The sequence below is a fragment of the Hwangdonia lutea genome (genome assembly GCF_032814565.1).
Lineage (GTDB): Bacteria > Bacteroidota > Bacteroidia > Flavobacteriales > Flavobacteriaceae > Hwangdonia > Hwangdonia lutea.
In genome coordinates this window covers 922,892-942,556 of the sequence record NZ_CP136521.1, presented here as the reverse complement: position 1 = coordinate 942,556, position 19,665 = coordinate 922,892, and the positions used below count along the sequence as shown (strand labels likewise).

The following is a 19,665-nucleotide window of genomic DNA, read 5'->3' as shown; positions in this document are numbered from 1 at the left end:
TCACTTAAACGCGAAAAGTTTAAATCACTTCAATTAAAAACTATATTTTAGCCAGACTATAAATTGAAGAAATCATATTGCTTTTATAGCTATAGATGACTTAAGAGTAGCGTAGTTATGACGTTAACCAGATTTTTAAAATGAATGTAAATAACGAATTAGATTTAGCCTGGGATTTTGTAAATAATACAGACAGAAATGTGTTTTTAACAGGAAAAGCAGGTACGGGAAAAACCACGTTTTTACACAAATTAAAAATGAAATCGTTAAAGCGTATGGTTGTGGTGGCGCCAACGGGCGTAGCGGCAATTAATGCTAAAGGGGTTACTATTCATTCGTTTTTTCAGATGCCTTTTGGTCCTATTTTACCCGATGCTGATTTGGGTACTTCTTCGGGTTTCAATCGTAAGTTCAGCAAAACAAAAATCAATATAATCAAGTCTTTAGACCTTTTGGTTATTGATGAAATTAGTATGGTTCGCGCCGACTTATTAGATGGCATCGATAAAACACTCAGGCGTTTTAAAAACAAAAACAAAGTATTCGGTGGCGTACAATTATTAATGATTGGCGATTTGCAACAATTATCGCCGGTTATTAAAGACAACGAATGGCAATTGTTAAAGGCGCACTACAAAAACGGCTTCTTTTTCAGCAGTCATGCCTATCAACAATGCAACGCCATTACAGTAGAATTAAAACATATTTACCGACAAGACAACCCTAAGTTTATTGATATTCTAAACGAAATTAGAAACAATTGTTTAACCCAAGCTTCGGCAGATGAATTGAACAAATGTTATCGACCTAATTTTGTGCCCGATAAAAACGAGGGCTTCATCACCTTAACAACGCACAACAATAAGGCGGAACAAACCAATCGCTCCGAACTAGATAAACTAAAATCAAAAGCGTACACTTATAAAGCTGAAATTGAAGGGAAGTTTCCTGAATATGCTTATCCTAATGACGAAAAATTAGAACTGAAAGTTGGCGCTCAAGTGATGTTTATTAAAAATGATAGCTCCAACGAAAAAAGATATTTCAACGGTAAAATAGGTAAAGTCATTTTGTTGGATAAAGATGAGGTTGTTGTAAACTGTCCCGACGACGATTTTAATATTGTAACCACCCCCGAAATTTGGGAAAACATAAATTATACCGTTGATGCCGAAACCAAGGCCATTACGGAGAATAAAATAGGGTCGTACACCCAAATGCCGTTGCGGTTGGCTTGGGCAATAACCATTCATAAAAGTCAGGGTTTAACCTTTGAAAAAGCCATTATTGATGCCCAAGGTGCTTTTGCGCACGGGCAAACTTATGTGGCGTTAAGCCGATGCAAATCATTGGGCGGATTGGTGTTGAAAAACAAAATAGATTCCAGCCAAATTATTAGCGATACCAACGTGTTGTCGTTTGTTAAACATGCTGAAGAAAACCAACCGGATATAAGCGTGCTGAATCAATCGAAAGCTGAATTTCAATTAAATTTAATATCCCAAATCTTTGAATATTATCAGTTTTTATATCCTATCAATCGAATTTTAGATATTTATTATAAGAACAGAACCGTTATTCAAGGGCAGATTGAAACGCCATTAAATACCATTAAAGCAAGCGTTACCAATTTATTAAAAGTGAGCAATGGTTTTAATGCGCAACTTAAATCCCTGTCGCAATCTTCAGAAGTACCAGAAACAAACAAAAACTTGCAAGAGCGATTTACAAAAGCGGTTCAATATTTTAACGAGCAAACAAAAACAAGCATTAACGAGCCTATTAAAACATTGGCGTTTACAACGGATAATAAAGCCGTTGAAAAGGATATTAATAAATTTTTAGATACGATTGAAGAATTAATAAAATCTAAACTACTGTATTTTAATGGTTTGAGTCAAGGTTTTTCGGCGCATAAATTTTTAGAATTAAGAGCGAAAGCCGTGTTTTTGGCAAAAGACAAACCTAAAAAACCTCGAAAATCGGTAATAGATGGCACTACGAATTTGGAATTGTTTGAATTGTTGCGTATCCTAAGAAACGAAATTGCCGAACAAAATGACTTAATCCATTATCAGATTTTTACCCAAAAAGCACTCTACGAAATTTGCGAAACGCTACCCACCAATAAAAAAGAATTGTTGCAAGTTAATGGCATGGGAAAAGTTAGGGTGGAAAAATATGGTGCCGATATCTTAAGGGTGATTCATGCCTATTGCGAAGAAAACGATATTGAAATCTCTAAAGAGGCTACTATTTTTGAAGCAGAAAAACCCAAGAAAAAACGAGGTGACACAAAAAAGGAATCTTTAAAGTTGTTTAAAACAGGAAAATCAATCGATGAAATTGCTGATGAAAGGGAGTTGAACCCCAATACAATAACAGGGCATTTGGCTCATTTTATCCCTACGGGCGAAATAAAAATTACCGATTTAATCTCAGAAGAACACTATAAAGAATTAAAAAACCTTATTCCAAAGCACACCTTCGAAAACCTTTCGGATTTAAAACACCAATTGAACGATAAATACTCCTATGGCGAATTACGTTTGGTTTTGGATGAATTGAAGAACTAATACCCTGAAAGGTTTTTTTAAACCTTTCAGGACAAAATAATTAATCTCTTATAATACTCCTAGAAATCACAATCTTTTGAATCTCTGAAGTGCCTTCGTAAATCTGTGTAATTTTCGCATCACGCATTAATCGTTCCACGTGATATTCTTTTACAAAACCGTTACCACCGTGAATTTGAACGGCTTCGGTAGTGTGTTCCATCGCCACTTTTGAGGCATAAAGTTTTGCCATGGCGCTAGACATATCGTAATTATTACCTTGGTCTTTATCCCAGGCTGCTTTCATTACCAAATGGCGTGCTGCAGCAATTTCGGTATGCATATCGGCAAGTTTAAAAGCAATGGCTTGGTGGTTGCAAATTTCGGTACCAAAAGCTTTTCGTTCTTTAGAGTATTTTAATGCCAATTCGTAAGCACCTTGTGCTATACCGAGTGCTTGGGCGGCAATACCTATGCGTCCCCCAGAGAGTGTTTTCATGGCAAATCGAAAGCCAAAACCATCATCGCCAATGCGATTTTCTTTAGGCACTTTTACATCGTTAAATTGAAGGGTGTGTGTGTCGCTTCCGCGGATGCCCAACTTATCTTCTTTAGGGCCCACATGAAAACCTTCCGTACCTTTTTCAACTATAAACGCATTAATACCGTGTGAACCTTTATGTCGATCGGTTTGTGCAATAACAAGATATACATCGGCACGACCACCACTGGTAATCCAGTTTTTAGTACCATTAATAAGGTAATGATCGCCTTTATCGACAGCCGTGGTTTTTTGCGATGTGGCATCGCTACCGGCTTCGGGTTCGCTCAAACAAAAAGCGCCAATGTTTTCGCCCGTGGCAAGCTTGGTTAAATATTTTTCTTTTTGAGCTTCGGTACCGTAAGCTTCAAGCCCGTAGCAAACCAACGAATTATTTACCGAAACAATCACCGACGCTGAAGCATCAATTTTCGATAATTCTTCCATAATCAACGCATACGAAATCGCATCCATTCCGCTGCCTCCGTATTTGGGGTCAACCATAACACCCATAAATCCTAAGTCTGCCATTTTTTTAACTAATTCTGCAGGAAATTCTTGTTTGTTATCGCGTTCAATAACACCTGGGAGTAGTTCGGTTTGCGCAAATTCGCGGGCAGCATCGCGGATCATTTTATGTTCTTCTGATAGATTGAAATTCATAATTCGTAATTAAAATATGGTTTTTGTAAAAAATGTTTACAAATATAGCCTTTAATTGTGAATACTTAAAAATTAAAGTTTAGTTTTCGCGTGCTCATTCTTTCATAAATTTATGCCACAGTCTAGACTTAAATACGCCAAGGTTATTTGGTAGAAGATGTTTACTTTTACTAACTATGATAAAATCGAAATTTAACGTTATTGGCGTGATGTCCGGAACATCCTTAGACGGTATCGATGTGGTTTATGTAACATTTGATTATAAAAATACATGGCATTTTGAAATTAAGCACGCCGAAACCATGGCGTACACATATGAATGGCACCAAATTCTTAAAAATTTAGTGTCGTATTCCTCCGAAAAGTTATTGCAAATCGATGAGGATTATACGGTTTATTTGTCGCATGTTATCAATAATTTCATTGCAAAACATAATATTAAACATTTGGATGCGGTATGTTCTCACGGTCACACGGCTTTACATCAACCAGAAAAAAAGCTCACTTATCAAATAGGAAATTTAGCTGATATTGCCAATTTATTGAATAGTACAGTGGTTTGCGATTTTAGGGTTCAAGATGTGAAGTTTGGTGGTCAAGGTGCGCCTTTGGTGCCTATTGGCGATAAATTATTGTTTTCAGAATACGATTACTGTATCAATTTGGGTGGTTTTGCCAATGTGTCTTATAAGGCTGAAAACGAGCGGATTGCTTTCGATATTTGCCCCACAAACATTGTATTAAACCATTACGTGAAACAACTTGGGTTTGACTATGATGACGAAGGCAAGATAGCGTCAATCGGTACGATAAATAATACATTATTAGAACAATTAAATACTTTGGATTTTTACAAAGAAACGCCGCCAAAATCCTTGGGATTGGAATGGGTGAACACGCATATTTTTCCTTTAATCGATGCCTTTAATTTAGAAATAAAAGATATTTTAAGAACATTTGTCGAACACGCCGCCATTCAAATTGCCCATATTATTGGTAACGACAACCAAAAAACGGTGCTAATTACGGGAGGCGGCGCTTACAACAGGTTTTTTATCGAACGGATAAAATGTCATTCAAAAAACAAGATTGTAATTCCTTCAAAAACCATTGTAGAATTTAAAGAAGCCTTGATTTTTGCGTTTTTGGGCGTGTTGAAATTAAGAGGTGAAATAAATTGTTTGCAAAGCGTAACAGGAGCAAAAAAAGACCATAGTTCGGGTAAGATATACCTGCCTTAAAATTTATTGAAATTTAATATTTCACGACCTTTAGTTTTTTATATTTGTTGAACTATTTATTACTAATTAAAATACTTTCAGAATAATGAATCAACTTTAGCTACGCTTAATAATGAAACGAGATGGAGAAAATTAAGCTAAAATGAATCGATTATTATTAAGAAATGAAAGCATTATTAAAAAAATACGAAAACAAAGAACCCGAAATAGTTTTTAATTGGAAAGATCCTGAAACCGATGCCGAAGGTTGGACGGTTATAAACTCCCTGCGTGGAGGCGCAGCAGGTGGCGGAACCAGAATGCGAAAAGGTTTGGATATGAACGAGGTGGTCTCTTTGGCAAAAACCATGGAAATTAAATTCACCGTATCCGGTCCATCCATTGGTGGTGCTAAATCGGGTATTAATTTCGATCCTAACGACCCGCGTAAAAAAGGAGTGTTGGAGCGTTGGTACGCGGCCGTATCGCCATTACTTAAAAGCTATTACGGTACAGGTGGCGATTTGAATGTTGACGAAATTCACGAGGTTATTCCTATTACAGAAGAAAGTGGTGTTTGGCACCCACAAGAAGGTGTTTTTAACGGACATTTTAAACCTACCGAAGCCGATAAAATTAACAGGATTGGCCAACTCAGACAAGGCGTTATAAAGGTTATCGAAAACCCGATTTATTCCCCGAGTGTGTCAAGAAAATACACCGTAGCCGATATGATTACTGGCTTTGGTGTTGCCGAGGCGGTTAAACAATATTATAATATTTACGGCGGAAATGTAAAGGGAAAGCGTGCCGTAATACAAGGATTTGGAAATGTTGGTGCAGCCGCGGCATTTTATTTATCTCAAATGGGCGCTAAAATAGTTGGTATTATTGATATTTCGGGCGGATTAATTAACGAAAACGGGTTTACTTTCGAAGAAATTACTAACTTGTTCCTGGCTAAAACCGGAAACACATTGGTATCTAAAAATGTTATTCCTTTTGAAGAAGCCAACAAAAAAATATGGTCTATTAAAACTGAGATATTTGCGCCATGCGCTGCGTCACGATTAATTACCATTGGTCAAATTGATAAGATGATAGATAGTGGATTAGAAGTTATATCATGTGGTGCCAATGTGCCTTTTGCCGATAAGGAAATCTTTTTTGGCCCCATTATGGAGCATACCGATTCTCGGGTAAGCCTTATTCCAGATTTTATTTCAAACTGTGGAATGGCGCGTGTTTTTGCCTATTTTATGGAACGCCGTGTGCAAATGACCGATGAAGCTATATTTAACGATACCTCAAATAGAATAAAAGAAGCTATAGAAAAAGTACATCATAAAAACCAATTTAAAACCGGAATAAGCGCAACAGCATTTGAAATTGCCTTAAGCCAACTCATTTAAAATCAAATTTATGGAATTAGCAATTATTTTAATATTTGTAATCGGTTACTTGGCCATTACCCTCGAGCACAATTTAAAAATAGATAAATTAATTCCAGCGCTGGTCATGATGGCTATTTGTTGGGCTTTAATAGCTCTTGGGATTGAAGGCTTTTCGCAATGGTTCGATTCGGCAAACCACAGTTTGTTAGATAATTTTGGAGGATTGGCCTTAGAGGAAAAAACACATTTAATGGAGGAAACGCTGTTGCATCACCTAGGTAAAACAGCCGAAATTCTTGTGTTTCTTTTGGGTGCGATGACCATCGTGGAAATTATTGATTATTTTGATGGTTTTTCAACCATTAAAGGATATATAAAAACCAGTAGCAAGAAAAAGATACTGTGGATTTTTGGGTTCTTAGCCTTTTTTCTTTCTGCCATAATCGATAATTTAACCGCAACAATTGTTCTTGTTTCCATTCTTCAAAAAATCATTTTAGATAGAAATGTTCGTATTTGGTATGCTGGTTTAATTATTATTGCTGCTAATGCCGGTGGCGCTTGGTCGCCAATTGGTGATGTAACCACAACCATGCTTTGGATTGGTAAAAAAGTAACCACAGGACATTTGTTTGTGTACTTATTTATCCCTTCGTTATTATGTATGCTGGTGCCGTTTTTTATCGCTTCATTTTTACCAGCTTTTAAAGGAAACATTGAAAAACTTGAAGAAAACATTGATAAGCCCGCCTCTAAATACAGTTCCATTATGCTTTATTTAGGTCTGGGCGGTATTGTATCGGTGCCAATATTTAAAACCTTAACACATTTGCCTCCTTATGTGGGAATGATGCTTGCGTTAGGTGTAGTGGCGACCTTTGCAGAAATTTACAGTAACAGAAAATTTGCATTATCCTTTGATACGCATGAAGATTCAGATCACCAAGGGCATCACAGTCCGGTGCATCATTCGCTTTCAAAAATTGAAATGCCGAGTATTTTATTCTTTTTAGGAATTTTGATGGCTGTTGCAGCTTTAGAGTCATTAGGAATCCTATTCGGATTTGCATCCAGTTTGCAGGAAAATATGCCTATGTTGGGCACCGAGTTGCATCACGAAGGCGTTTCGGATATCGTTGTATTGTTGTTGGGCGTAGGTTCTGCGGTAATCGATAATGTGCCCTTGGTAGCTGCCAGTTTAGGGATGTTTTCCGAGCCTATCGACAACGAATTATGGCACTTTATTGCCTATTCGGCAGGAACAGGTGGAAGTATGCTAATTATTGGTTCTGCGGCTGGTGTTGTGGCTATGGGTATGGAAAAAATAGACTTTTTCTGGTACCTAAAAAAGATAGCGTGGTTAGCCGCAGTTGGTTTCTTAGTAGGTGCTGCGGCATTTATGTTTACCAGAACTCTATTTTAATATACTTTAACAAAAAAAGATACGTTATACAGTTGCAATAAATTTAATTATATGCTAAATATTTTATTACTAAACATGCAAGAAGGGGCAGAATTGCTTACCGATGAGGAATCCGTTGAAAAAACACTTTCAATTATCGAATTAATAAGTAGTGGTGGCGTAGCCGGACAAGTTATAATTGCCATTTTGTTTCTATTACTTATAGTCGCTTCATACATTTATTTTGAACGATTATTTGCCATAAAAGCGGCCTCAAAAATCGATGCTAATTTTATGAATCAAATTAAGGACCACGTGAGTAACGGTAAAATTGATTCGGCACAAATGCTTTGTGCTCAAGTAAATTCACCGGTATCAAGGCTAATAGGCAAAGGAATATCGAGAATAGGCAAACCACTTGCAGACATTAATACAGCCATTGAAAACGCCGGCCGTTTAGAGATTTACGGCTTAGAAAAAAACGTGAGCGTACTCGCTACCATTTCCGGAGCAGCGCCCATGATAGGATTTCTTGGTACGGTTGTTGGAATGATACTGGCTATATTTGAACTCGCAAACGCTGGCGGCACCATTGAAATGGACGTTTTGGCTAGCGGATTATACACCGCCATGACTACCACTGTTGCCGGTTTAATTGTGGGAATTATTGGCTACATTGCCTATAATCATTTAGTGGTAAGAACAGATAAGGTGGTGTATCAAATGGAGGCAAACTCCTTGGAGTTTCTAGATCACTTAAACGAACCTACATAGTATGAATTTTAGAGGAAGAAATAAGGTTACGCCAGAATTCAATATGTCGTCCATGACAGATATTGTATTTCTGTTGCTTATCTTTTTTATGATTGCTTCAACTTTGGTTACCACGAATGCAATTGATATTATTTTGCCAAAAGCAAGCGGAAAGACCGAAAACAAAAGATCGGTTGCCGTAAGTATTAAAAAAGATTTAACCTATTATATCGATCAAAAACGCGTGGGTGTTAGTGTTTTAGAGAATGAATTGTTAGCTGCATTATCATCACAAGAAAAACCAACTATAGTTTTAAGAGCTGAAAAATCGGTACCCGTTGAAAATGTTGTAAAAGTAATGGACATCGCCAATAGAAATAAGTTCAAAGTCATATTAGCTGTAAAGCCTAATTAATTAGAAATGAAATATTTTGAAACCATACATGAAAAGAATTCTGCTAGAATCACAGCGTTGATTGCTATCATTCTTCTCGTGCTATTGTTTGTGGTTGGTACAACGTATATGGATCCGCCAGAAGAGTACGGAGTAGCTGTAAATTTTGGAACTTCAAATTTTGGTAAAGGCAATGTGCAGCCTAAAAAACCTATAAAATCGGAGCCAAAGAACATTGAAAAACCACCGCAACCCGAGGTTACAAAATCAGAACCAACAACATCTGCTGAAACTAAAGAAGAGGTTTTAACCGAAGATAATTCGGAAGCCATCGCCATAAAAAAACAGAAGGAAGCTGAGGCTAAAGCCAAAGCCATTGCCGATGCAAAGGCAAAAGCAGAAGCCGATAGAATTGCCAAAGAAAAGCGCGAGCAAGAAGAAAAAAAGAAAAAGTTGGATGCCTTAATTGGTGGTGTGAGTAAATCTGAAGGCACAGAAACGGGTAGTGAAGGTAACGATAATAAAGCCGGCGATAAGGGGCAATTGGATGGGGACCCTTATGCACCAAGTTATTTTGGTCCGGGGTCTGGCTCAGGAACGGGTGGCGTTGGCTACGGTTTAAATGGTCGAGGTAGAGCATCTTATAAAACCATTAAACAAGATTGCAACGAGTCGGGTAGAGTTGTGGTTAGGATTGAAGTGGATAGAAGTGGTAACGTTATAAAAGCGGAGCCGGGTCAAAGAGGTACAACCAATACTGCACAGTGTTTGTTAGAACCCGCAAAAAAAATTGCCTTATCCCATAAATGGCCGGCAGATTCAAAAGCACCCGCCAAACAAATCGGTTTTGTTAGTGTAAACTTTAAATTAAGTCAATAACGATCCGGAATAAACTTCAATATCACTTTTCTAAATCGTTTCTTATTAGCGTACTCTTCATTGTAAAAAATAACAATAACTAAAGCTATTCTTAAATTATTTGTCTAGATTAATCAAAAACTAATTCAATTTATTTATGTGCAATTTTAAAATTCATTTGGTATAATGACATATCAAGATACACTCAATTGGATGTTCGTTCAGCTGCCAATGTATCAAAAACAGGGTAAATCAGCTTATAAAACAGATTTAAGCAATACGGTTTTACTCGCTTATCAATTAAATAATCCGCACAAAAATTTCAAATCCATTCATGTTGCTGGCACTAACGGAAAAGGTTCAACAAGCCATATGTTGGCATCCATTCTCCAAGAGGCCGGTTATAAAGTGGGGCTTTATACATCGCCGCATTTAAAAGATTTTAGAGAGCGTATTAAAATCAACGGAAACGAAATTAGTAAACAGTTTGTTGTTGGGTTTATAAAGCGAAATAAAGCTTTTTTTGAAGCCAATCAATTGTCTTTTTTTGAAATGACAGTTGGTATGGCATTCGAGTATTTTTCAAAAGCTAAAGTTGATATTGCCGTTATTGAAGTCGGTTTAGGTGGGAGGTTGGATTCCACAAATATTATTACTCCAGAAGTTTCTGTAATAACAAACATTGGGATGGATCATACCCAGTTTTTAGGAAACACACTCGAAGCGATTGCTTTTGAAAAAGGCGGTGTTATAAAACCCCAAATTCCAGTGGTTATTGGCGAAACTCAAAAAGAAACCAAAGCCGTTTTTCAAGCATTGGCTGAAGCTAACAACTCCAATATCATTTTTGCCGATAAAGAAATTACCAATACATTGAAATCAGATTTATTAGGAAGGTATCAATCCAAAAATATTAAAACTGCCATCCAAACCATAAAAGTACTTCAAAATAAAGGCTATAAAATTTCAGAAAAAAACATAAAACAAGGTTTGTTGCAGGTTGTAAAAAACACGGGCTTGTTGGGGCGATGGCAAACTTTAAACGATAAACCTAAAGTGGTTTGCGATACCGGGCATAATAGAGAAGGATTGCAGCATGTGATGCAGCAACTATTAAATGAAAAATACGATGTGCTTCATATTGTTTTTGGGGTTGTTAATGATAAAGACTTAAGTACTATTGTAGACTTGCTTTCCAAAAATGCCGTTTATTATTTTTGTAAACCAAATATTCCCAGAGGGATGGATGCCCATAAACTAAAAGCAGAGTTTAACAAACACAACTTAAAGGGAGAGGCTTATAATTCTGTAAATGAAGCCTATAAAACAGCTTTTGAACAAGCCAGTTTAACTGATTTTATCTTTGTTGGAGGCAGCACTTTTGTGGTTGCAGAAATAATTTAAAATTTTATTGAAAAAGTTTTTGCAATATTAAAAACTAGATTATATTTGCAGTCCCATTTAGAGGGCGCGTAGCTCAGTTGGTTCAGAGCACTTGGTTTACACCCAAGGGGTCAGGGGTTCGAATCCCTTCGCGCCCACAATTATAAAAAAAACCTAATAAATTGTTTATTAGGTTTTTTTTGTACCCTAAAATAGTTATCGTCTTATTTTAAGGTTACAATTTTTTTTTATATTTTTAGTTAAACATCTCATTATGAATGGTTCGAGTATTAAGCATGTATATAAAGAAATATTCAAATCTTACGATAACCCTTCCCTTGAAAAGCATATTGAAAAAATTATTGAGCTAGATACTTTCCTACCATATAGCTCAACATTTTTCTGCATTACAAACACGCAAAATTTAACCTTCGAGTATATTAGTAAAAACATGCCCGCTTGTCTTGGGTTGGATAAAAAAGTATTAGAAAGCAAAGGGATGCGATATTTATGGAGCAGAATGCACCCTAATGATTTGGAGGAATGGTTGCAGGCACTAAACGAACTGATGGATTTTACCTTAAAAAACACGAAGGTTGAGGACAGAAAAAGAATGAGCTATACGTGGAATTACCGACTGAAGAATTCTAATAACGATTATGTTAATATTGTACAAAACACGACACCATTAGGTTTTGATAGTGATTTTAAACCTATAATTGGGTTAGCTCATTATACAGTGTTATCACCAGAAATTAAATTACAGGTATGTGCAACAGCTAAATTGTTGAATGAGAAAAATGAATACGAGACTATTTATTTTAATAACTGTTCTCAAAAACTGTTGTCTGAAGGAATAAGTAATAGAGAACGAGATATTGTTAGGTTGCTGGTTTTAAATTACTCGAGCAAACAGATAGGCGATAAGCTAAGTATTAGCCCGAACACCGTAGATACACATCGAAGGAATATTCTTAAAAAACTCAACATATCATCAACGGGAGAGCTTATAGGAATGCTTAAAATGAATGAAAATTTCATATAAATACGACATTTACTCAAATTGAGTATTGTGTATTACTTGAGATTCAAACATCTTTGCATTGCTATTAATTTAGTTCTTAGGGAGAATTATTGGTGTCTGGTAATAAGTTTATAATCAGACACCTTTTTTTTGTAAAAGACGCTAAATTAAATCCAATACCCTTTCTAAAGCCATACCACGCGAACCTTTAATCAATAATGTGGCATTTTTTAATTGAGCGAAATCAAATTCACTTTTAAAATTTTCAAACGTTTTAAATCGAAATATTTTATTTGAATCGCTTTCAGACTGATAAAAATTTTCACCTACCAAAATCACAGGATTCATATTTATTGAGACTGCTAAATCTGTAATGTTTTGATGCTCCTTTTCGGTATCGTTTCCAAGCTCGAACATATCCCCCAGAATAGCGATTTTACGCCCTGTCTGCTTTTCAAAATTAAGTAAAGCGGCTTGCATACTTGTTGGGTTTGCATTGTAAGCGTCTAAAATAATGTTGCTCGTCCCTTTTTTAATAATTTGTGATCGATTGTTTGTTGGTATATAATTTTCTACAGCATTTTTAATAGCATCATCGGCAACTTTAAAATAACTTCCTATGGCTATGGCAGCCGCAATATTGCCAAAGTTGTAATCGCCTATAAGCTTACTATTTATGTTCGCGTTATTGTATTTGCAGGCTACAAAAGGTTGTGCTTCAATAAAATCAATAGTAATATCTGCAAGCGCATCGTTGCCAAAAACGAAGCGTTTGGCGTCATTGGTTTTTTTAAGTTGAATAGCATCATTTCCATTTACAAAAATAGTTTTGTGATGGGCTATTAAATAATCGTACATTTCGCTTTTCCCTGTAATAACGCCTTCAACACTACCAAAACCTTCTAGATGTGCTTTGCCAAAATTAGTAATGTAACCGAAGTCTGGTTTTGCAATTTGGCATAAAAATTCAATTTCCTTTAAATGGTTGGCACCCATTTCTACAATACCCATTTCGGTATTCAAATCCATGGAAAGTAATGTGAGCGGTACACCAATATGGTTGTTTAAATTGCCCACGGTTGCCGTAGTGTTGTATTGTTGAGATAGCACTGCGTTTATTAGTTCTTTAGTGGTTGTTTTTCCATTGCTACCCGTTAAGGCTATAATAGGAATGTTTAAGTGTCTCCTATGAAAAGTGGCTAACTCTTGAAGCGTTTCAAGCACATTGTTGACTACAATGGCCTGGGTTGAGGTTTTATATTGCTTCTCATCAATAATAACGTATTTCGCTCCTTTGTTGAGCGCTTGCTCCGCGTAAGTGTTGCCATTAAAATTATCGCCTTTTAGAGCGAAAAACATATCATCTTTTTTAATTTTTCTCGTGTCGGTGCACACCGAATTGCATTCTAAAAAAAGACTATGAAGGTGTTCTATTTTCAATATAAAGTGTTTTTATGGTTTAGATTCCGCTCTCGAAGGAATAAGAATTTGAATAGAAACTCAACTCATGTCGAGCGTTCTTTTCCAAAATAAAAGTATAAAAAAAGTCCTAATGTAAGTTAGGACTTTTAAATATTATTTTTTAGAAGATTTATTAATTCTTCGTTTTGTTTTTAGATTTACTTTTTGAACCTACACGAGACATGGCGCATCTAAATCCAATATAATCGGTTGCCATATCCTGTGGGAAGTAGCGTCTTTGAGCTGGGTCTAACCAATACTCTCTGTCTTTCCACGAACCACCTTTATAAACTCTAACCTTATCGTTTATTAAAGAGGAGCGGTTATTGCTTTTATCAAATTCTCTAATAATATTTCCTAGAGAATCTCTCGTGATTCTATGTTTAGGAGAATTATACATTTGTTGTGTTTCTGACTTCGAATTATTGTCTAATTCCTCATCGTCATTAAAACTCTCAAAGTAACGAGAAGAACGCTTGTCGCCATCTCTAAAGTTTATGGCGTTGCTTCTGTCAAAATTGGTACGTAAGTACGTTTCGTTTTCATCAACGGGAACTTGCAATATTTCACCAGGTAAATTTCTAGCAATTAATTTTCCGTTTGATAGGGTATCATAAACGATTTCATCAGCAGTAACAACTTTTACGGTGCCATCTTCGGTGATAGCGTTTTTAGTATAAACGTTTCCGCGATAGTAATTAAAGTCGTTAAACTCATCATCAATAATGGGTCTGTAAACATCGGCTACCCATTCGGCAACATTACCGGCCATATCGTACAATCCGAAGTCGTTAGGCTCGTATGATTTTACTGCATTGGTAATATCAGCACCATCATCAGACCATCCTTGAATTCCACCGTAATCGCCTTTCCCTTGTTTAAAGTTGGCTAATTGATCGCCGCGAACTTTACGTTTTCCGGAACGCGTATATTGTCCATCCCAAGGGTATTTTTTTCTACCTCTGTACATGTTGTAGCTTCTAAGCTCTCCCAAGCCCAAAGCAGCATATTCCCATTCCGTTTCAGTTGGCAGTCTATATTTTGGAGAAATAATACCCGTTTCGCGAGTAGCGTAAATACCTGTTTCGTTACCATCGGCATCGGTTGTTACATTTCTTCGTCCTCTGGTATCTGGGTTTATAATTTCTTCATTACCGCCATAAGTTAAAGTAGGGGCATTAATGTATGTATCTGTGCTAAAAGTTTGATCTGCATTAACATCCAAAGTTTTGGCATCTCTTTTTAAATAACCTGCTTGTTCAAGATAATACTCGTTTACACGGTCTGATCTCCAATTGGCATATTCAACAGCTTGAATCCAGCTTACACCAACCACAGGGTATTCTGCGTAACCTGGGTGACGTAAATAGTTTTCGGTCATTATTTCGTTAAATCCTAAACGATTTCTCCAAACTAAAGTATCTGGTAGCGCACCTTGATAAATGGCTCTGAAGTTTTCGTCACTTGGTGGATATACGCGTTTAATCCAATCCAAATATTCTAAATACATGATATTGGTAACTTCAGTTTCGTCCATATAAAACGACTGAACATGCTGCTGTGTTGGTGTATTGTTCCAATCGTGCATCACATCGTCTTGAACCTTTCCTTTTGTAAAAGTTCCGCCTTCAATAAAGACTAAACCTGGGGCGGTTTCTTGTTCTTTAAAACTGGTATTGTATTGAAAACCACCTTCTCTGTCGTTGATTTGCCATCCAGTTGCTCTAGAACTATTCTTTGAGCTCGAAGATTTTTTACAACCAATAGCGGTTACAGATAGTGCTAAAACTACCATAACCTTTAATGCTACTACTTTTTTCATATCCATACTTTTAAGTAAGCTAATAATATTTTTGGTGCTGCAATATAAGAATTAAACCCAATAACACAAGTAATTTTTTGCATTTTAACCAAAAAAATATGCATTTCACCCTATTTTTTAAACACTACAACGATGTTTTTGCTGTTTTTCATCATTGTTTTCTGATTAATAAACGTACGATTTACTAATTTATTATTGTATTTTTGAATCGGTTTTTAAATTTGTTAATTATTATTGATAATAACATTTTATAAAAGCCGTTATTCTAGCGATGAAAGAGTACATTTTACTTTTGTTTTTATTTTTTTCTGCTGCCATGTTTTCGCAGCAAAAAAAGTTTACCATTAAATGGGACGGTCATCAAACCATTTCCGGTGGCAACTATAATTTAAAAATACCGGCTTTTAATGCCGAACATTTTAGCTACGATTTTAACGAAGGGTTGCTATTTGTTGCACAGTGGAAAACGTCAACTGCCGTTAACGAGGCTTCAATACAAATCAGTCAGGTTACATACGCTCCCATTTCCAAAGAAGAATTAAAAGATTTGAATGTTAACACTATTGGAAGCGCGTTAAAATTCACTTTAAAAAATTCAAAAGCTAGACATAAACAATTTGCCTATTTTCAATTAACGCCCATTATAAAGGATGCCAACGGGACTTATAAAAAAGTGCAATCTTTTCAAATAAATTATAATACCAGTGCCAATCGAATGGCTGCATTTAATAAATTTAATGGCACTTCTGGGGTTATTACAAATTCGGTTTTAAGCTCGGGCGAATGGTTTAAGTTTTATGTAGATACTACGGGCGTGTTTAAAATGTCTAAAAGTTTTTTGCAAAATTTGGGCATAAGTGTAAATAGTGTTGACCCACGAACCATTAAATTATATGGCAATGGCGGACACATGATACCATATTCTAACGCCATAGCCCACCCATTGGATGTTACAGAAAACGCCATAAGATTTGTTGGTGAGGAAGATGGTGTTTTTAATGACGAAGACCATATTCTGTTTTATGCCCAAGGCCCAAAAGGATATAACGCAGAGAGCAATACCAATATTAATTGTTATGCCGATATCACCTATTATTACATTAATGTGAGTCCTGGTTTAGGCAAGCGCATGCAACCCATGAGTCAGCCCACAGGAACCGTGGATATGATGATTGATACGTTTGAAGATTACAAGTTTCATGAAGTAGACGAGCATAACATTGCCTTTTTGGGAAGGCGTTGGTTTGGTGACCGTTTCGATATTGATAACGACAAAACTTTTGAATTCGATTTTCCAAACCTAATAACAACTACTCCCATAAATCTTAAGGTTTATGTGGCGTCAACCTCATCTACGCAAAGCAGTATGCAAATTAACGTTAACGGTAATGCGGTTTCAAGTTTATCTATTCCGGGAGCTTCAAATCCCAGTTTGGCAAATGAGGCCTCGTATATTGGGAATGTAATTGTAAACACCTCGAATATAAGTGTAAATCTTAATTACGACAACCAAGGCAACCCTAGTGCTTTGAGCTATTTAGATTACATCTCTATTGAAGCTACCAGAGCTTTGAGTTTTACCGATAAACAATTCCAGTTTAAACATAGTGCCGTAGCTACAGCTTCTGGAATTGGGCAATATAATATTGCAAACGCATCGCAAATTTCAGAGGTTTGGGAGATTACCGATTTATATAATGTTACAAGTTTTGTGAATACAGATGCCAGTGCCAACCTTTCATTCACTTCAAATTTAGGAACCCTGAAAACCTACGTTGCCGTAACGCCAACAGATTATTTTGAACCTAAAATGGATGCTGAAAAAACCGTTGCCAATCAAAATATAAAAGGCACTATTTTTCAGAATAGTGATGGACAATTTCAAGATGTCGATTATATTATAGTGGCTCCAAATAATATGCTCAATCAAGCGGAACGTTTAGCTCAAATAAACCGAAATCAATACAATTTAAATGTTAAAGCGGTGGGCTTAAACGAAATATATAACGAGTTTAGTACAGGAAATCAAGACGTTGGCGCCATCCGGAATTTAGTCAAGTATGTTTACGATAATGCCAGCACGCCAGAAAACAGAATTAAATATGTGTGTTTATTTGGTGACGGCTCATTCGATTATAAAGACCGCATTCCCAATAACACCAACATAGTGCCATCGTGGTATTCGTATAATAGTTTTAATCTAACCAACTCATTTGTTTCAGATGATTTTTATGGTATGATGGATGCCAATGAAGGTACCATGGCAACAAGCGATAAATTGGATGTTGCGGTGGGCCGAATATTGGCCGATACACCACAACGCGCCAAAGACATGGTCGATAAAATTGAAAGCTATTACGCAAAAGAGGCCTTTGGTAGTTGGCGGAATAATTTTGTAGTCGTTTCTGATGATGTCGATAAAGATTGGGAAGGTATTTTACAACAAACCACAGATAATGTTGGGAATAACGTTAGTCAGGAAAAACCATTTATAAATGTTATTAAAATACATACCGATGCCTTTAAACAAGAGGCTTCTGCCGGCGGAAACAGATACCCGCAAGTAACTGAATCTTTGGTTAACGCTATTGATAATGGCGCCTTGGTTGTAAACTATTTTGGACACGGCGGGGAAGAAGGTTTAGCCCAAGAACGCATATTAACAAAGCCCGATGTAGAGGGGTTTCGAAATATTTGTAAACTCAATTGCTTTGTAACCGTAACCTGCGAGTTCACCAAATTCGATAATCCGTTTCGGGAAACTGCGGGCGAATTTACCTATTGGAATAAAAAAGCAGGGGCTATTGGTTTAATTACCACAACAAGGCAGGTTTTTGTAAATTTTGGAATCACTTTTAATAATAAATTAGAACAGTATTTGTTTTCGTACAGTACTTTTGATGCTTATGAAGATTACGAATACCCATCTATGGCAGAAGCCTTAAGATTAACAAAAAACGATCCGTCAATTTCTAGCCAAAGCCAAAGACGTTTGGTGTTTTTTATTGGAGACCCAGCCATGAAATTAGCATTTGCTAAGCCCAACGTCAGATTAACAAGAATTAACGATGTTCCCATCACACAAGCCACCGATACCTTAAAAGCATTGAGTTACGTAAAACTTGCCGGCGAAGTTACCGATGTGTCGGGAAATGTTTTAAGTGATTATAACGGCACGCTTTCAACCACGATTTACGATAAAAATATACAAAGGCAAACCCTGGCGAACGATGGTACCCGATTAAACGGCCAGCTGATAAAAATGGATTTTGAAACCTTGGGGGAAATTATTTTTAGAGGACAAGCATCGGTTACAAACGGGCAATTCGAGTTCGATTTTGTTGTGCCTAAAGATATTGGAATTCCCGTAGGTTTTGGTAAAGTTAGCTTTTATTCAAAAAATGATGCCTTACTCGAAGACCAATCTGGAGCCAGCCTCAACACGGTTAGAATTGGTGGATTAAACAACAATGCCCCCGAAGATAATATTGGTCCTGTGATTGCCCTTTATATGAATGACGAGAATTTCGTTTCTGGAGGCATAACCAACGAATCGCCAACATTGCTAGCTAAACTGGAAGACGAAAACGGCATAAATACAGCAAGTGGTATTGGTCACGATATTGTAGCTATTATTGATGGCGATGAAACCAATCCGTTTATATTAAACGATTATTACCAAACCGAAGTCGATGATTACAAAAAAGGCGTCGTGTCTTTTCCGTTTAGAGATTTAGAGCCCGGGCTGCATACGCTAACCTTAAAAGCTTGGGATGTTTATAATAATTCGTCAGTCGCTGAAATTCAATTTGTTGTATACGATAAGGATGAAGAATTGGTTATTAACAACGTGCTTAACTATCCAAATCCGTTTGTAAATTATACAGAATTTTGGTTTAATCACAATAGTTCAGACCCTTTAAACGTTTCAATACAGGTATTCACCGTTTCGGGCAAATTGGTGAAAACCCTTAATGGTCAAACCAATGCAGGCACCAAAACCACAAGTTCGTTATCTAGAGATATAGTTTGGGATGGAAGAGACGATTTTGGTGATAAAATAGGAAAGGGCGTGTATATTTATAAGCTTACGGTGCAATCGGATTTGCTTAATAAAAAAGTAGAAAAAATAGAGAAACTTGTAATCCTTTAAGTTAAAAACGTTTATAATCGAAGATTTTAACAGGTTGAAGAG

The 19,665-nt window shown here is 36.4% G+C and carries 13 protein-coding genes and 1 tRNA gene; 11 read left to right on the top strand and 3 right to left on the bottom strand.

Going from position 1 to position 19,665, the window contains the following annotated elements; translation table 11 throughout:
- Positions 1–140: 140 nt before the first annotated feature.
- Complete coding sequence (locus RNZ46_RS04040) at positions 141–2,576, top strand: helix-turn-helix domain-containing protein (protein ID WP_316984092.1); 2,436 nt, start codon at positions 141–143, stop codon at positions 2,574–2,576.
- Between the two features lie 40 nt (positions 2,577–2,616).
- Here RNZ46_RS04040 and RNZ46_RS04035 read toward each other — a convergent pair whose 3' ends face one another.
- Positions 2,617–3,759 (bottom strand): acyl-CoA dehydrogenase, encoded by a 1,143-nt coding sequence (locus RNZ46_RS04035; protein WP_316984091.1) that lies wholly within the window; start codon positions 3,757–3,759, stop codon positions 2,617–2,619.
- A 176-nt stretch (positions 3,760–3,935) separates the two neighbouring features.
- On the opposite strand from RNZ46_RS04035, the gene RNZ46_RS04030 reads away from it, so the two are divergent.
- The 9 genes from RNZ46_RS04030 to RNZ46_RS03990 all read left to right on the top strand — a co-directional run bounded on the left by RNZ46_RS04030 (position 3,936) and on the right by RNZ46_RS03990 (position 12,208).
- On the top strand, positions 3,936–5,000 hold the full coding sequence (locus RNZ46_RS04030; RefSeq protein ID WP_316984090.1) for an anhydro-N-acetylmuramic acid kinase: 1,065 nt from the start codon (positions 3,936–3,938) through the stop codon (positions 4,998–5,000).
- A gap of 164 nt (positions 5,001–5,164) precedes the next feature.
- Positions 5,165–6,391: a Glu/Leu/Phe/Val dehydrogenase dimerization domain-containing protein gene (locus RNZ46_RS04025; RefSeq protein WP_316984089.1), complete on the top strand. Its 1,227-nt coding sequence runs from the start codon at positions 5,165–5,167 to the stop codon at positions 6,389–6,391.
- Positions 6,392–6,401: 10 nt separating this feature from the next.
- Complete coding sequence (gene nhaD / locus RNZ46_RS04020) at positions 6,402–7,796, top strand: sodium:proton antiporter NhaD (RefSeq protein WP_316984088.1); 1,395 nt, start codon at positions 6,402–6,404, stop codon at positions 7,794–7,796.
- A gap of 51 nt (positions 7,797–7,847) precedes the next feature.
- Positions 7,848–8,549, top strand: a complete 702-nt coding sequence (locus RNZ46_RS04015) for a MotA/TolQ/ExbB proton channel family protein (RefSeq protein WP_311934893.1) — start codon at positions 7,848–7,850, stop codon at positions 8,547–8,549.
- Between the two features lies 1 nt (position 8,550).
- Complete coding sequence (locus RNZ46_RS04010) at positions 8,551–8,943, top strand: ExbD/TolR family protein (RefSeq protein ID WP_099564576.1); 393 nt, start codon at positions 8,551–8,553, stop codon at positions 8,941–8,943.
- Positions 8,944–8,949: 6 nt separating this feature from the next.
- On the top strand, positions 8,950–9,801 hold the full coding sequence (locus tag RNZ46_RS04005) for an energy transducer TonB (RefSeq protein ID WP_316984087.1): 852 nt from the start codon (positions 8,950–8,952) through the stop codon (positions 9,799–9,801).
- A gap of 165 nt (positions 9,802–9,966) precedes the next feature.
- Positions 9,967–11,184, top strand: a complete 1,218-nt coding sequence (locus tag RNZ46_RS04000) for a bifunctional folylpolyglutamate synthase/dihydrofolate synthase (protein ID WP_316984086.1) — start codon at positions 9,967–9,969, stop codon at positions 11,182–11,184.
- A gap of 62 nt (positions 11,185–11,246) precedes the next feature.
- Positions 11,247–11,321, top strand: a tRNA-Val gene (locus RNZ46_RS03995).
- 116 nt (positions 11,322–11,437) lie between these two features.
- Positions 11,438–12,208 (top strand): LuxR C-terminal-related transcriptional regulator, encoded by a 771-nt coding sequence (locus RNZ46_RS03990; RefSeq protein ID WP_316984085.1) that lies wholly within the window; start codon positions 11,438–11,440, stop codon positions 12,206–12,208.
- A 141-nt stretch (positions 12,209–12,349) separates the two neighbouring features.
- On the opposite strand, the gene RNZ46_RS03985 is transcribed toward RNZ46_RS03990, so the two are convergent.
- Positions 12,350–13,627, bottom strand: a complete 1,278-nt coding sequence (locus tag RNZ46_RS03985) for a UDP-N-acetylmuramoyl-tripeptide--D-alanyl-D-alanine ligase (protein WP_316984084.1) — start codon at positions 13,625–13,627, stop codon at positions 12,350–12,352.
- 154 nt (positions 13,628–13,781) lie between these two features.
- The gene (gene gldJ / locus RNZ46_RS03980) at positions 13,782–15,476 is read right to left on the bottom strand and encodes a gliding motility lipoprotein GldJ (RefSeq protein ID WP_316984083.1); all 1,695 of its coding nucleotides are present in this window, start codon (positions 15,474–15,476) and stop codon (positions 13,782–13,784) included.
- Positions 15,477–15,741: 265 nt separating this feature from the next.
- Here gldJ and porU point away from each other — a divergent pair, with 265 nt between their 5' ends.
- A complete protein-coding gene (gene porU / locus RNZ46_RS03975; RefSeq protein WP_316984082.1) occupies positions 15,742–19,623 on the top strand; it encodes a type IX secretion system sortase PorU in 3,882 nt (1,293 codons plus the stop codon).
- The last annotated feature ends 42 nt before the right edge of the window (positions 19,624–19,665 follow it).

Coding starts and splice junctions, on each gene's coding strand:
- RNZ46_RS04040 (WP_316984092.1), top strand. CDS start 141: ATGAATGTAAATAACGAATTAGATTTAGCCTGGGATTTTGTAAATAAT.
- gldJ (WP_316984083.1), bottom strand. CDS start 15,476: ATGGATATGAAAAAAGTAGTAGCATTAAAGGTTATGGTAGTTTTAGCA.
- RNZ46_RS04025 (WP_316984089.1), top strand. CDS start 5,165: ATGAAAGCATTATTAAAAAAATACGAAAACAAAGAACCCGAAATAGTT.
- RNZ46_RS04035 (WP_316984091.1), bottom strand. CDS start 3,759: ATGAATTTCAATCTATCAGAAGAACATAAAATGATCCGCGATGCTGCC.
- RNZ46_RS04000 (WP_316984086.1), top strand. CDS start 9,967: ATGACATATCAAGATACACTCAATTGGATGTTCGTTCAGCTGCCAATG.
- nhaD (WP_316984088.1), top strand. CDS start 6,402: ATGGAATTAGCAATTATTTTAATATTTGTAATCGGTTACTTGGCCATT.
- porU (WP_316984082.1), top strand. CDS start 15,742: ATGAAAGAGTACATTTTACTTTTGTTTTTATTTTTTTCTGCTGCCATG.
- RNZ46_RS03990 (WP_316984085.1), top strand. CDS start 11,438: ATGAATGGTTCGAGTATTAAGCATGTATATAAAGAAATATTCAAATCT.
- RNZ46_RS04030 (WP_316984090.1), top strand. CDS start 3,936: ATGATAAAATCGAAATTTAACGTTATTGGCGTGATGTCCGGAACATCC.
- RNZ46_RS04005 (WP_316984087.1), top strand. CDS start 8,950: ATGAAATATTTTGAAACCATACATGAAAAGAATTCTGCTAGAATCACA.
- RNZ46_RS04015 (WP_311934893.1), top strand. CDS start 7,848: ATGCTAAATATTTTATTACTAAACATGCAAGAAGGGGCAGAATTGCTT.
- RNZ46_RS04010 (WP_099564576.1), top strand. CDS start 8,551: ATGAATTTTAGAGGAAGAAATAAGGTTACGCCAGAATTCAATATGTCG.